8 protein-coding genes, 1 tRNA gene, 1 pseudogene and 1 CRISPR repeat array are annotated in these 13,881 nt (G+C 69.8%); of the genes and pseudogenes, 2 read left to right on the top strand and 8 right to left on the bottom strand.

Going from position 1 to position 13,881, the window contains the following annotated elements; genetic code table 11:
• Positions 1–16: 16 nt before the first annotated feature.
• From casB to OG520_RS19595, 4 genes are all read right to left on the bottom strand, one after another.
• Positions 17–772 carry a type I-E CRISPR-associated protein Cse2/CasB gene (casB, locus tag OG520_RS19610; RefSeq protein ID WP_406014017.1) on the bottom strand — a complete coding sequence of 252 codons (756 nt, stop codon included), beginning with the start codon at positions 770–772 and terminating at the stop codon, positions 17–19.
• On the bottom strand, positions 769–5,436 hold the full coding sequence (gene casA, locus OG520_RS19605) for a type I-E CRISPR-associated protein Cse1/CasA (protein ID WP_406014016.1): 4,668 nt from the start codon (positions 5,434–5,436) through the stop codon (positions 769–771). Before casA ends, casB begins: the two co-directional genes overlap by 4 nt.
• Before the next feature lie 229 nt (positions 5,437–5,665).
• A CRISPR array of direct repeats spans positions 5,666–8,510; the repeat unit is 29 nt; unit sequence GGGACCAACCCCGCATGCGCGGGGACCAC.
• Positions 8,511–8,623: 113 nt separating this feature from the next.
• Positions 8,624–8,842, bottom strand: coding sequence for a DUF397 domain-containing protein (locus OG520_RS19600; protein WP_406014015.1), 219 nt, complete (start codon positions 8,840–8,842; stop codon positions 8,624–8,626).
• A gap of 26 nt (positions 8,843–8,868) precedes the next feature.
• A complete protein-coding gene (locus OG520_RS19595) occupies positions 8,869–9,072 on the bottom strand; it encodes a hypothetical protein (RefSeq protein ID WP_406014014.1) in 204 nt (67 codons plus the stop codon).
• A gap of 760 nt (positions 9,073–9,832) precedes the next feature.
• Between OG520_RS19595 and OG520_RS19590 the strand changes: the two genes are divergently transcribed.
• Positions 9,833–11,008, top strand: a complete 1,176-nt coding sequence (locus tag OG520_RS19590) for a Twin-arginine translocation pathway signal (RefSeq protein ID WP_406014013.1) — start codon at positions 9,833–9,835, stop codon at positions 11,006–11,008.
• 23 nt (positions 11,009–11,031) lie between these two features.
• Entirely contained in the window at positions 11,032–11,331 is a 300-nt protein-coding gene (locus tag OG520_RS19585) for a 4a-hydroxytetrahydrobiopterin dehydratase (RefSeq protein ID WP_399332307.1), read from the top strand.
• Positions 11,332–11,591: 260 nt separating this feature from the next.
• On the opposite strand, the pseudogene OG520_RS19580 reads toward OG520_RS19585, so the two are convergent.
• The 4 genes and pseudogenes from OG520_RS19580 to OG520_RS19565 all read right to left on the bottom strand — a co-directional run.
• Positions 11,592–12,019 (bottom strand): annotated as a pseudogene (locus OG520_RS19580) (transposase); the annotation flags it as partial.
• Between the two features lie 604 nt (positions 12,020–12,623).
• Positions 12,624–12,711: transfer RNA gene (locus OG520_RS19575), tRNA-Ser, on the bottom strand.
• 45 nt (positions 12,712–12,756) lie between these two features.
• Positions 12,757–13,185: a tRNA adenosine(34) deaminase TadA gene (gene tadA / locus OG520_RS19570; protein ID WP_406016522.1), complete on the bottom strand. Its 429-nt coding sequence runs from the start codon at positions 13,183–13,185 to the stop codon at positions 12,757–12,759.
• 81 nt (positions 13,186–13,266) lie between these two features.
• The gene (locus OG520_RS19565) at positions 13,267–13,845 is read right to left on the bottom strand and encodes a hypothetical protein (RefSeq protein ID WP_406016521.1); all 579 of its coding nucleotides are present in this window, start codon (positions 13,843–13,845) and stop codon (positions 13,267–13,269) included.
• Positions 13,846–13,881: the final 36 nt, after the last annotated feature.

Here is a 13,881-nt window from a genome sequence, read left to right as displayed (position 1 = left end):
AAAGGCGGCTGCGGACTCACTCCCCGGCCGCGTACCCGCCGTACGTGCCGTCCTCGTCCGCACCCAACGCCGGGTCGATCGCGTCGCCCTCGGCGTCCGGGATCTTCCCCTTCCCGGTACGAGGAGCGGACGCGGCCAGGTGGAACTCGCGCCCCCACTCGCGTTGCACGCCGGCACGCGCGCTCCGGTCCTGCCATCGGTAGAGCTGACCGGCCAGGCGCGCGTAGTCGAGGGGCGGGGGCTCGGGCACGGTGCGCAGGAGCATCACGATCTCCCTGAGCCGCACGGCGACGGACTGGAACGACTCGGCCGTACCGACACGGACCAGGCGCTTGCGCAGTGTGGAGTCTTCCTCGTCCGTGGACTCCGCCTTCTTCAACCGGATCAGCGCACGGACCGCACCACCGAGGTCCTTCCCTCTGACGTGGCTGTCCTGGCCGGGACGGGACTGCTGGTGCAGTGCCCACAGCGTCGAGGCGAGGAAGACCGCCTCCTCGGCGTCCTCCCGGTGACCAGAGTCCGTTTTCCCCTTCGTTATCAGCTCGGCAAGCTTTTCCAGGGCATCGATTCCCCACAGCTCCGGGATCTCGTGCGCTCTCCTGCCCGCGCCGCGCCGCAGCTGGGCCATCTCCGCCACCGCGGCCGGATCGTCCTTGAAGTACCGGAACTGGAGCTGTGCGATGTATGTGTGCGTCGCCCGCTCGACCAGTTCACGAACCGATGGTTCGTCCTTGCCGCCGAGGCGATCGGTTGGCGTCGAGGTGGTGTTCATACAGTCTCTTCCGGTCCTTCCGGGCTGTTGTCGTCGGGTCGAAGGCCGTCAGCGGGAGGGACGGAGGGGGGTTTCGGCAGAACCTTGTTGATCCCGGTCCGGAACCACAGGTCCGCCCGCGAACTATCGATCCAGCGCTTGCCGACCCCGGGCAGCTCCACCACGCGTCCTTCCGCCGCCGCCCGGCCCGCGCCGTCGAGCAGCTCGCGGCCGAGGGCGAGAACGATCCGGCGGGCATCGGCCTGCCACGCGGCGCGCGCGGCGTCCGGATCCGCGCTCTCCCCCAGGCTCACCACCCAGTGCCGGTACGGCCCGTCGAGCGCACCGAACCCCAGATCACGTGCGGTGTCCGTGGCCGGACCGGGCGGCGCCCCCGTCGCACGCGCGAGATTCCCCGCCAGGTGCCCCAGCGAGGCCACGGCCCGCTCGGCGTCCGCGACCGCACCCACCGCCGCCGCACCGTACAGCGGACGGTGCTCGTGCAGCAGCACGACCGGCAGGGTGATCCCGTCGTCCACCACCTCGTCCACCACGGACTGCTGCGTCCCGTACACCGCACCGACGAGCCGGGTCCGGAACAGCGACTTCTCCGGCAGAACACCTTCGCTCGGATCGGAGAGCATGGCCAGCCACCGCACCACCCCGGACGGCTTGCTCTCGTCCGTACCCCGGCCCGCTGCTCCGCTGTCCGACTCCTGTGGGTACAACAGGCTCGCCAGACCACGCCAGGCAGTCCGGGCCGGATCGTGCTGACGTGGTAGGTAGATCAGCGGACGGCCCAGCTTCTTCTCCTGTGCCCGGCTGCGCCGCCACCCGGTCATGGGCTCCGCCTTCCACCGGTTGGCGGGGGCGAGCGGGTCGCCGTAACCGAGCACGACGCCCGTGACGTCATCGCCCTCGGTGTGCAGGAGCAGCCGTCGTGACTGCCAGGTGTAGAGGTCGCGCGGACCGGCGGGCCGGGGGACGGACGGGTCGTCCTCCAGCACCCCGGGGCCGGGCGGATGCTCGCGGCGCCAGACCGGCAGGTCCGCGGCCGGATCCGCCATGAACTCCACGATGTCTTCCCCGGTCGGGACCAGGTTCAGCAGCAGCGTCTCGCGCAGCGTGTGCCCCTCGGCATGGACGCCACCGAGCCCGCCCACCCATCCGACGCCCTGTGGATAGACCTTCCCACCCTTGGCCCGGTCGTCGCCCTCCATCCCGGACTTGATGCCGGACGAGTCGTAGGCATGGGTGTGGACCAGCCATCGGGCTGCCTCGGCCGGGCTCAGCCGGTCCACTCCCGGGCGGCGCATCGAGAAGAACGCCTCCCCGTTCGGTACGTCGGCGACGATCCGGTTCAGCGAGGCGACCTCGTGCTTCGCCGTGTGCAATCCGGCGACCTGGAAGAACGGGCGCTCGGGGTGGAACAGGTCGAAGCGCTCGCGGTGACGGTCGAGGTAGTCCGCGACGACGGCGAAGGACTTCTCGTCGTGCCACAGCTCCTCCCAGTCCTCCAGCTCCTCGACGGCCCCGGACTTCCCGTCGCCCGCCTCGTCGAACGCGTCGTACAGGATCGCGAGCAGCAGCCGCAGCAGGGCGAACTCCTGGGTGGGTAGATCACCCACCAGCCGCCGCAGCGTGTGGGCCTGCGCGAAGACGTCCGTCAGCGACAGCTCGTCCGTCGTGCCGTCATCCCGCTGTACGGGCAGCCAGGGCCGGGAGACCAGGTCGAAGGAAGGCGTCATCGGTTCGAGCCCCTTGGTTCCGCTTGTTCTGCTTGCTCTGCGCGTGCCGACGGAACCCACCCGGAGTCCGTCATCGGCGCTGTAGTGGATTTCCAAGCCTGACAGGCGGGTCTGACAATGCTCGTCGAGCACGAGCAGCAACTCGCCCGCCAGCCAGGGGCATTCCTTCACCTGCCAGGCCGGAACGACGAAACGCTCCAGCTCGGAGATGGTCCGGTCGATCACGCCCGGATGCGTCAGGGCGCGAGGCAGCGTCAGCGCGCTTGCAGCGACTGCCTCGGCGGCCCGGCGCACCGGAGGCGCGTGCTCCGGAAGGTCCAGCCCGCCGCGTCCGCCGTCGAGCCAGCCCACCGTGGTCAGCCGGCCGTCCTCCCGGCGCTGGACGACGAGCACCTCCAGGGTCTCCTCGCTGTCCCGTACCTGGGCCCGCCCGGTGCGGCTGTCGTCGGCGTCGCCCGCATTGCCGTCCAGCCAGCCGATGACCGCCCGCCCGGCCCGCCGTACCGGAGCGAGCCGGAACGCGTCCGCGCGCACCCGCTTGTCCGTGAGCTTCTTCAGGTACTCCCGCCGGGCGTCGGCCAGTACGGGCGCCCAGTGGTTCGGTCCGGCGGGCCGATCGTCGTAGGCGGCCTGCACCAGCGGACTGATGTGGTCCGGCAGCACCAGTGGGGCGCCGTCGAGGTGCGGAGCCAGCACGGCGAGCGACCGGAGGAGGGTGTGCGCCCCCTGGTACACGGCGAGCGAGCCGCGTACGGGTACGGGCGGATCGGCGCCCCAGTCCTCCACCCCCGTCACCAGACAGCGGGCCTTCGCCAGGAGCGGTGGACGCGCACGGGGATGGCGGTGCAGCCGCCCCATGCGCTGGAGCATCAGGTCCATGGGCGCCAGGTCGGTGACCAGGAGGTCGAAGTCGATGTCGAGCGACTGCTCGACGACCTGGCTGGCCACGACGATGTGCGGCCCGGCGGGCCGGTCGCCGCCGGGCCCGAACCGTTCGCGCAGGTCCGTGTCCTTGCGCGCCCGGTCGGCGGCGAGGAACCGGGAGTGGGCGACGGTCACGGCCTCCGCACCGAAGCGCTCCCGCAGGCATGCGGCGGCCTCCAGCACCCGGTCGACGGTGTTGCGTACGACCAGCGCGCATCCCCCGCCCCGCAACTCGCGCCCCAGCCGCTCCGCGAGCGTCGGGAGGTCGTCGTCGAGCCGTTCCACCGCCACTTCGGTACGCCGCCCCGAGGCGGGCTCGGGCCGAGCGGTACGGACGACGCCCCCGGGCCCGACACAGGTGATCAACGGGTAGGCGTCGTCCGGGAGGTGCAGCGCATCGGCCAGCTCGGCCGTCTCCTCCCCGGCATACGCGGCTGCCAACTCCCGCCTCCTCAAGGCCGGAAGAGTCGCGGAGAGCATCACCACCGGCACCCGGTAGGCGGCCAGCCACTCCAGTACCCGGTCGAGATACGTATTCATGTACGCGTCGTAGGCGTGGACTTCGTCGATCACGACGACCTTGCCCGCGACGGCCAGATGCCGCAGCGCCAGATGCCGGCTCTTGAGCCCCGCGAAGAGCACCTGGTCGATGGTGCCCACCGCGAAGGAGGAGAGCAGCGCCTTCTTGCGTCCGCGCAGCCACTGGTGGGCGTGCAGCTCGGCAGGGTGGGCGGGATCGGCCACCCCAGGACGTGAAATCTCCTCGGCCCCGTCCAGCTCGACGGCGGCGATCGTCCGGTTCCCCGCCTTCGTCATCCCGGCCCACACCTCATTGAGCGCGGCCTTGGCATGGGCGAGTACCACGGACAGCGGACCGTCCGAGGGCAGATGCTCCAGCCAGCTCAGCAGCCGGGGGAACATGGCGTCGCCGGTGGCCCGGGTCGGCAGCGCGACCAGACAGCCACCCGCTCCGGTACGGGCCGCCAGGATCTCCGCCGCCGCGAACGCCGCCTCGGTCTTGCCCTCGCCCATCGGCGCCTCGATGATCAGCAGCCCGGCGGCGGGCATGCTCCGGGCCATCCGTACGGCTTCCTCCTGCACGGGCCTGATCCGGGCGCCGTCCGGCAGCTCGAAACGGTCCCGGAACAGCTCGTCCGCGCTCTGCTCCGGCACCTCCGGCCGCCACGGCCCCGGCAGATCCAGCCCCGCCCAGGCGGCATCGAGCCGCCGGACCTCACCGTCCTTTCCTCCCAGCGAGGACCAGGAGGCGGGGTCGTACGGAAACAGTTCGGAGGAGCTGGCGATCCAGTCGGAGACGATCACGATTGCCGTCAGCACCACCTGGACGGTCTGCGGCAGCCGCACGGCCTGCCACTGGGCCAGCCGCTCCTCCACCCCGGCCCGCCGCGCGCACGCGTCCATCAACTCGTACTGCACCGAGCGCCAGACGTTTTCGCTGTCCCCCTGAGTGCGCAACAGCCGGGGATGCAGCCCGAGAGCACGGATCTGCTGGCGATCCGGAGGCGTCCCGTGATGCCCACCGGCCACCACCGCGAACTGCCCCGAGGCCCGCCCGCTCCAGCCGAACCGCTCGGCCAGCCATTCCTGAATGATCAGCTGCCCGGCCAGCCCGTGCGGTGCCATCCGGCGGTCCTCGCCGAACTGCTTCTGGTCCGGCATATCGAGCCCGGCCCTCCGCATCCGGTCGGCAAGCCCCTCCACCTGACACGCGAAGGCCGGCGTCGCCTTCCCAATGTCATGCACACACGCCAGATAAACAGCAAGCCGCCGAGCATCCACCGCACCCTCGGGCAGCGCCTCGGCAACGAGCGCCTTCACACTCTCCGGCACCCACACATCCCACAATCGCCCCGCGACAGCGGCACTGTCCGCCATGTGCCGCCACAAGGGGAGCCACTCCTCGGTCGCCCGGTCGTGCTTGCCCCAGGGTGTCCGCGCTGCGGGCGACAACTTGGCATAAGCCGTGGCGACTTCGGGGTGGTCATGAAGCATGGCTGTATTTGACATGAGTGGGGGGCGTTCATGTGTCGGATTCCGGAATAGATGTGTAGTGATCGATTTTGACTGCATGAGGCCCCTGAGTGATCGACTTTCCGAGTGATGGCTACGGGCTGGGGGCGTGGGGTGCCCTGTGTGGACTTTGCTGGGCTTGCTCTGGGCGGTGGTGACCTCACATGCGCAGGGACCACGCCAAGCCAAACGTGACGGTCCGCCGTGACCCGGGACCAACCCCGCATGCGCGGGGACCACGGTCGAGCGCGACGCAACGGCCGACGCGTGGACGGGACCAACCCCGCATGCGCGGGGACCACAATTGCGGTACGCCTTCGTAGTTTCCTGGTTCGGGACCAACCCGTTCGGGACCAACCCCGCATGCGCGGGGACCACCCAGTCCGTGCAGTCGGCACAGGAGACTGCGCGGGACCAACCCCGCATGCGCGGGGACCACTTCCGCTCTTCCTGTAGCTGGTCGGTCAAGCTTGGACCAACCCCGCATGCGCGGGGACCACGTCTTCTTCGCGTCGCGCCAGTCGCGGCCCGCGGGGCCAACCCCGCATGCGCGGGGACCACCCCTGGACGCCTACGAGGGCATGGCCCGCTGGGGGACCAACCCCGCATGCGCGGGGACCACCGATCATCGCTGCGTGCACGCTGACCGGGGCGGGGACCAACCCCGCATGCGCGGGGACCACGGAGGCAAGTTGTACGGCAAGCCCGGAGGCAAGGGACCAACCCCGCATGCGCGGGGACCACGTTGCTGCAGCCCTGTTCATGGGGCTCCGCCTGGGACCAACCCCGCATGCGCGGGGACCACGAAGAGCTTGACGGTGCGGGAGGTCATGCGGAGGGACCAACCCCGCATGCGCGGGGACCACGTCCGGGCAGCCGCCGACACGACGGCGGAGCAGGGACCAACCCCGCATGCGCGGGGACCACCTGACCCCGAGCGTGAGGCCGTGGGCGGGGGCGGGACCAACCCCGCATGCGCGGGGACCACAAGCGCGCCACACAGGACCACTTGGCGCACTTGGGACCAACCCTGCATGCGCGGGGACCACACCAGGCCCGCCGCGGCGAGGTGGTAGATCGCGGGACCAACCCCGCATGCGCGGGGACCACACCCAGGCGATGCGGGCATTGTCGCGCCGGGCGGGACCAACCCCGCATGCGCGGGGACCACCCGGGCCCGGACGTCGAAGACCGCGCCGCCCTGGGACCAACCCCGCATGCGCGGGGACCACTCATCGCGGTCCGGTTCGATCCCGGCTCCGGCGGGACCAACCCCGCATGCGCGGGGACCACTATCCATCGGCTCAGCAGTGATCTGGCACTGTGGGACCAACCCCGCATGCGCGGGGACCACCCGGGTAGTGAATTTGGCCTGTCCGGCCTGTCGGGACCAACCCCGCATGCGCGGGGACCACTTTCCATGCACCAAACGGGAGCGCAAGGCGCCGGGACCAACCCCGCATGCGCGGGGACCACTTTCGAACTGCGCTGTCGCCAAGGCTGGTGAGAGGACCAACCCCGCATGCGCGGGGACCACCTGACGATCGTCAGCCGCTCGTCCCAGTGCTCGGGACCAACCCCGCATGCGCGGGGACCACGGACGCCCCCGAGGGCGCCTCCGAGGCCACCGGGACCAACCCCGCATGCGCGGGGACCACCTCCGCATCAGCGACCGCGGCCCGGATCGCCCGGGACCAACCCCGCATGCGCGGGGACCACGGCGGCGGCGGTCAGGTCCACCGTGCCGGAGGTGGGACCAACCCCGCATGCGCGGGGACCACTCAACGCCATGCAGGAGGCCCGGACGCTGAGCGGGACCAACCCCGCATGCGCGGGGACCACCCACTACGGAGAGTGCTACCGGAGACGGGACCAACCCCGCATGCGCGGGGACCACGAAGTCGACGAGTTGTGCGCGCCACTCAGGCAGGGACCAACCCCGCATGCGCGGGGACCACAGCAGCTCCGGGGCCGACGGCACCACCAGATTGGGACCAACCCCGCATGCGCGGGGACCACGGGGGCGCCGTTCTCCTGCGTCTCGCCGTCCGGGGACCAACCCCGCATGCGCGGGGACCACCCCCGGCATCTTCGCCAGGGCGAGGGAGTGCGGGGACCAACCCCGCATGCGCGGGGACCACGCCAGGCTGGCTGCAGCAGGGAGCCGAACTGGAGGACCAACCCCGCATGCGCGGGGACCACACGAAATGGCCATGCGGCTGAGGTATGGGATCGGGACCAACCCCGCATGCGCGGGGACCACTCGACCACTCCCCAGATGAATTCGTCCGGGAAGGGACCAACCCCGCATGCGCGGGGACCACCGAGTGGGGGACGGCCGCCCGGACCGAAAGAAGGGACCAACCCCGCATGCGCGGGGACCACGTCACCCCGCACCAGGCCCCCCAGCTCTGGAAGGGACCAACCCCGCATGCGCGGGGACCACACGAGCCTCCTGACTCCGGCACTCGCCCGCGAGGGACCAACCCCGCATGCGCGGGGACCACCGCGCAGGGCCCAGACCTGGACGGCGGCGAACGGGACCAACCCCGCATGCGCGGGGACCACCCAGCTATATGCGAGCTTGATGAGCGTCGGAAGGGACCAACCCCGCATGCGCGGGGACCACGTGGGGGTCCGCTTGTAGACGAGGCCGAGCCGGGGACCAACCCCGCATGCGCGGGGACCACACTGAGCACCACTGGAGGGCCGTCTCCCAGGGGGGACCAACCCCGCATGCGCGGGGACCACCCGCCCCCTTCCGACATCACTAATACTCTCAAGGGACCAACCCCGCATGCGCGGGGACCACGCCGCGAAGCTCGCCGCCGCGACGTACGCCCAGGGACCAACCCCGCATGCGCGGGGACCACACATCTGAGAGGACCGACATGTTCCCCACCCTCGGACCAACCCCGCATGCGCGGGGACCACCCGATGACCCCCAGGGCTACATCGCCCAGGCCGGGACCAACCCCGCATGCGCGGGGACCACCCGGCCGCCCCCAGGGAGCGCGCCGTCCGCAGGGGACCAACCCCGCATGCGCGGGGACCACAGCTACTGACCTGCTGGTTTATGTGGGGCGGAACCTGTTTTTACTTACTTCTTGAGATTCGGACATTTCGATGAATTCTGGCGTGTTCACCGCACGGGGCAGGCGAGGCCGGATCACACAAGGCCGCCGGCTACCGCGTCAACCATGGCGGAGAGGGCATCGCGGCCGAAGATCAAAGCCGGGCGGTTCGGGACCTTGCTATCGCGGACAGCGACGCTTTCGGTGTCGATGACGCCGCACTCCACGCAGTCGGACTGGGCGCCGGACGCGCTGGACTTCCACCAGCTCACGCGCAGGTCCGAAGCAACGCCAACGGCAGGGCTGGTGTTCATTGCTGGTCCCTTATCTACTTGATCAATTACCTGGGCTCGTCAACGGATAGTGCCGCCGCGCGAAGCTGCTGAACCGCGCCCTGAAGACGGCTACGTCGGTGCGTTCCTCGACGTACAACACACTGGTTAGCGACTCGGCGCCCGACCGGCAGGTCGGCGTGCGCACTGTATCCGAGGATGGAGAAGGCCCCCATCTGCCCCGCGTGCGGTGCCGCGTTCGACGGAAGCACCTGGATAGTGATCGTCGGTCGGCCAGCCGGACCTGGTGACCAGGCGATTTAGTTGGTCGTACAGGATCTGGAAGTCGGTGCAGCGCGTGCGAAGTGCGGCTTCGTCGATGATCAGGACCGGCAGCTCGCCGCCGACTTGGGAGGCACGACGTTTCCGACACCTAGTCCCTCAGGACACCTCGCCCACGCAGCAGGGCCCGGCCCACACCTCGGTATCCAGGACGTGCGCGCCCAGCCGGTCGCGGATGGTGCCGGCACTCACGGCACCGGTGGTGAGGGGCGTTTTGCACCAGATGCAGGCGCGTCCGGTGGCCTGGCCCCACGTCAACGTTCCTGGGGCAGGGAGTGGGCGAGTGGGGATGGTCACGGCTGCTTGGCCTTGCACTGATCGCACTCGCAGGCCGGGTACGCGGACGTCTCTTCCACAGTTTCGAGCGGGGTGACTTCGGCCTCCGGGCGCACAACGCGTGTGCGGCCGTATCGGTCTACCTCGTACACCTTGATCGTCATCATGGACGTGCCCCTGGCCTACGTCGTTTGAGGGGCGTCCAGCCAGATCGCTGTACCGCCCGCCTTTACATCCTGATGATGTGTGTGCACGGGGAGCAGCGAATAGGTCGCCGGATGGCCACGCGTGGCCACGTAGCGGCCATGGCCAGGAGCGCACACGATGACACCTCGGACTGGGCATATGAGCCGCAACGATGCGCTTCGAGCCGCCCGCCTACGCAAGGGGTGGCGGACCATCGAAGCAGCCGCCATGGCCATGACTGAGCAGGGGCAACAGCTTCTTGACGACAGGCAGTTCACCGTGTCCGCGAGGACTTGGCGGCGCTGGGAGGGGGATCGCCCCGGTTGGCCGGCAGAGGAGACCGCGATCGTCATCCACGACGCGTTCGGCCGCTGGCCGGAGGATCTCGGGTTCACGACTCCGCCGGGCTGGATCCGGCCCGAGCACCACGAAGAGGAGCAGGTGCGCCGCCAGCCTTTCGTTTCAGTCACCGCCGCAGCGCTCGTTGCGGGCCCCGTCGCGCCGCAGCACGTTGACCCTGCCCTGATCGACTACTTCCAGCAGCAGCTGGAGGGCCACTACCGGGCCGACATGCTCCTCGGCCCGCACGACCTGATCGGCACCGTGTCCGCGCAGTACCAGCTGATCGACAAGCTTGTCCGCTCCGCGAAGGGTGAGACCCGCCGAGGCCTCCTTCGCATCGGTGCGGCCTACGCGGCGCTCGTCGGCTGGCTGTACCAGGACGCAGGTGACATGGACGGTGCGGCGTTCTGGCGAGGCGTCACGCAGGAGATCGCGACGCGCTCCCGCGACCCGCACCTCATCGGCTACTCGCTGGTCAATCAAGCTCAGGTGCGCACAGACCTCGGTGACGGGCACGCGGTCGTCGACCTCTGCGAAGCCGCGCTCGACGACGCCGACCGGCTTATCCCGAAGGTACGGATCATGGCCATGCAGCAGCAGGCGCACGGCGCCAGCCTGACTGGAGAACGTGGTCTGGTCGACCAGCTCATCGACCAGGCCGACCGACTACTGCCGCGCGTGGACGACGACCTTCCCTGGGGCAACGCCTGCCGCCGGACCCCCGGCTACCTCGAAGTGCAGCGGGCCACCTGCTACGGACGGCTCGGACTCGGCGCTGAGGCGGGTGCCCTGTGGTCGCAGGTCCTCGCTGTTGTCCCGGAGACCGCCCGCCGTGACCGCGGGGTGTACATGGCCCGACAGGCGACAGCGGCGGCGGCTGCTCAGGAACCGGATCAGGCGGTGGAGATCACCCGGAGCGTGGCGACGATCGCGGTGGAGACCCGCTCGGCCAGGATGCGGCGGGAGTTGGTCACCCTGGAACGGGCGATGCGGCCGTGGCAGGATGCCCCAGTCGGCCGGGATCTTGCGGAGCTCCTGGGGCCCGTGACCGAGGGGAGCTGAGCGTGGCCAGGGAACCTGCACCACTGACGGACAGTGCGATCGAGGGGCGGCTTCTGGAGCTCCGCGACTGGTCGCGGGTGGGTGATGAGATCACACGCTCTTTCGGTATCCGGTATCACGGTGGCGTCGCAATGATCGTGCACGTCGCTGATGTGGAGCGCCTCATCGGGCACCACGCAGACATCGACCTGCGGTGGGATCGGATTCGGTTCGGGATCACCACGCACGACGCGGGCCACAAGCTGACCGACGCCGACTTCGACCTTGCGAAGCGCATCGATCAGATTGCGGCAGCCCACGGGGCCGAGCCAGTGGCCGACTGACTGCGCCGGGGCCGAGGGCGACGGCTGACCTCCGGACGCGCGAAACCGCCCCTCGCGCCGACGGAAGTTGGGCAGTGGGCGCGGTAGAGCGAAATCCCCGTGTGTACGGGGAGTAGAGCGCGTCGACCGATGCGTACCCGCCCGTCGGGGGACCCCGCATGCGTGGGGGCCGCTGCCAGGTGCCGGACACGGCGCGGCACCGGTCAGTGCCACCCCCGCACGCGAGGGCCGAGTATCTGTCGTCCCTGGATGCGTTCTCGGCCGCCCCGCGACCGTCCGATTCCCTCGTCGGGGCGGTGGTTTCGGGGCGTCGCCCCTCCCGGGACCCACGGTCCGGCCCTGCAGGCGCCGACCGCGTGCTGGTGGGCACAGCAGGGTGCCGAGAGTCGACACTGACCATGCCATAACCGATCCGTCCGACTAGATCGGTATTGGCTTGGACCACCTGCAGTATCCGGTCCCACATTCCGTCCGCCGACCAGTGGCGATGCCGTTCATGACAGTTGCCTGGAGTCGTAGTTTTCCGACAGATCGCACCACGGGACACCCGTGCGGACCCGGACGGGACCCCGTCGACCACGGTGTGGTGGTCGCGCTACTGGCCTCCCCGTCCGCCCGACGGCGGCAGATGCGGCTTGATGCGCGACCACTCGCGATTCGTCAGATCTGCGCCCCAACCGGCGAGCAATCAGCCGGAAGGACACATGATCAGCTGGTCGTGGCCTGGGGTAGCACGGGGTGCCAGCGACGCTCTCGACGGGGGACCACCAATACCAACACCAGCACCAAGACCACGGTGATTGTTTCTGCTGCTGGGGGCGATGGGATGTGCGCTGTCGGAGTAGCGGGCCATGTGGCGAGCAGGAAGTAGAGGAAATTGGCCAGCGGCGGTGATGTCATGCGGGCTCCTGCCTTGGGCGAGGGCGCTGCATGCACCGGAGGCCAGCAAAGGCCTCGTGGGATGCAGGGCGGCTTGTGTGCCAACACTGATCACAACGGCAGGTGTCCCTGAGAGTTACGGTCAGATGGCGAAGCTTCTTTCTCTAAAGGATGCGAGTTGTAGTGTCTGTGCGGGGCACAAACACTGCTCTCCCCAGTTCCTTAATGGCTTGGGAGCGGGCTCGCTGCGCCCTAAGCCCCGCGCGGGCGGGGACCATGCACATCACTGTTCGCCCCAAGGGGCACCCCCGCATGAGTGGGGATCAAAAGCCGACGTCGGCTTCGGTGCGGCAGGCCTGGTGATGCGCGAACGCCCTCCCGGTCTGCGTTTCCGCAGTCCGGGAGGGCATCGATGGCGGTAGCGGAGGGATTTGAACCCTCGGTGAGTTTCCCCACACTCGCTTTCGAGGCGAGCTCCTTCGGCCGCTCGGACACGCTACCGAGAGAGAGCTTAGACCATTGCGGGCCGCGGACAGAAATCGGTTCTCAGAGGGTGCGGAAGAAGGCCGTCAGGCGGTCGGCGCAGAGGTCCTCCAGGACTCCTTGGATGACCTCGGGGCGGTGGTTGAGCCGGCGGTCGCGTACGACGTCCCAGAGGGAGCCCGCCGCGCCCGCCTTCTCGTCGCGGGCGCCGTAGACCACCCGGTCCACGCGGGACTGCACCAGTGCGCCCGCGCACATCGTGCAGGGCTCCAGGGTGACGACCAGGGTGCATCCGGACAGCCGCCACCGGCCGAGGGCCGCCGCCGCCCTGCGGACGGCGAGGACCTCGGCGTGCGCGGTCGGGTCGCCGGTCGCCTCGCGTTCGTTGTGGCCCGTGGCGAGCAGGGTGCCGTCCGGGCCGAGCACGACGGCGCCGACCGGCACATCGCCGGCCAGCGCCGCCAGATCGGCCTCGGCCAGGGCGCGGCGCATGTGCGCCCGCCACGGGTCCCGTACGGGGTCGTACGGTTCCGGCGGTCCTTGCGGGTGCGGTGGTTCGCTCACCCGCGGACCTTAACGGACGGTTTCCAGAACCTCGGCCGCGCCCAGCGCGTCCGCGATCTCCACCATCGCGTCGGTGCGCAGCATCAGCAGCTCGGCCTCGGGGAGCCCGAGGTCGGCCAGGATCCGAGTGTCGCCGAGCGGGCCCGCCGGTACGGCGTCGGCGTCGAGTCCGTCGTCGTCATCGTCGTCGTCGGTGTCGGTGTTTGTGTCGGTGTCGTTGTCGGGGGTGGTGTCCGGGTCGCCGTCCTCCGTACCGTCGAGGCCGACGAGCTCTTCGAGGGCGGCAATCGTGTCCTCGGCCCCGGGTTCGCGGCCGAGCAGTTCATCGGTGAGCAGGATCTCCCCGTACGAGGAGCGTGCTGCGGCGGTGGCGTCCGAGACGAAAATACGGGGGTCGTCCTCACCATCCACCCGGACGACGCCGAACCAGGCGTCCTCCTGCTCGATGAAGACGAGCACCGTGTCCTCGTCCACCGAGGCCTCGCGGGCCAGATCCGTCAGGTCGGACAGGGTCTCCACATCGTCGAGCTCCGTATCGCTCGCTTCCCACCCGTCTTCGGTGCGCGCGAGCAGTGCGGCGAAGTACACCGTGACTCTCCCACTGGTCATAGGGCTGCAGGTCCG

It is taken from the genome of Streptomyces sp. NBC_00984 (assembly GCF_045162475.1).
GTDB lineage: Bacteria > Actinomycetota > Actinomycetes > Streptomycetales > Streptomycetaceae > Streptomyces.
The sequence above is the reverse complement of the archived record's forward strand: the minus strand, read 5'-3'. Positions and strand labels throughout refer to the sequence as shown.

What these genes read in the sequence shown, in the direction of transcription:
- tadA (WP_406016522.1), bottom strand. Translation starts at nt 13,185, where the DNA reads ATGCGCCGCGCCCTGGCCGAGGCCGATCTGGCGGCGCTGGCCGGCGAT.
- casB (WP_406014017.1), bottom strand. Translation starts at nt 772, where the DNA reads ATGAACACCACCTCGACGCCAACCGATCGCCTCGGCGGCAAGGACGAA.
- OG520_RS19590 (WP_406014013.1), top strand. Translation starts at nt 9,833, where the DNA reads ATGGCCATGACTGAGCAGGGGCAACAGCTTCTTGACGACAGGCAGTTC.
- casA (WP_406014016.1), bottom strand. Translation starts at nt 5,436, where the DNA reads ATGCTTCATGACCACCCCGAAGTCGCCACGGCTTATGCCAAGTTGTCG.
- OG520_RS19600 (WP_406014015.1), bottom strand. Translation starts at nt 8,842, where the DNA reads ATGAACACCAGCCCTGCCGTTGGCGTTGCTTCGGACCTGCGCGTGAGC.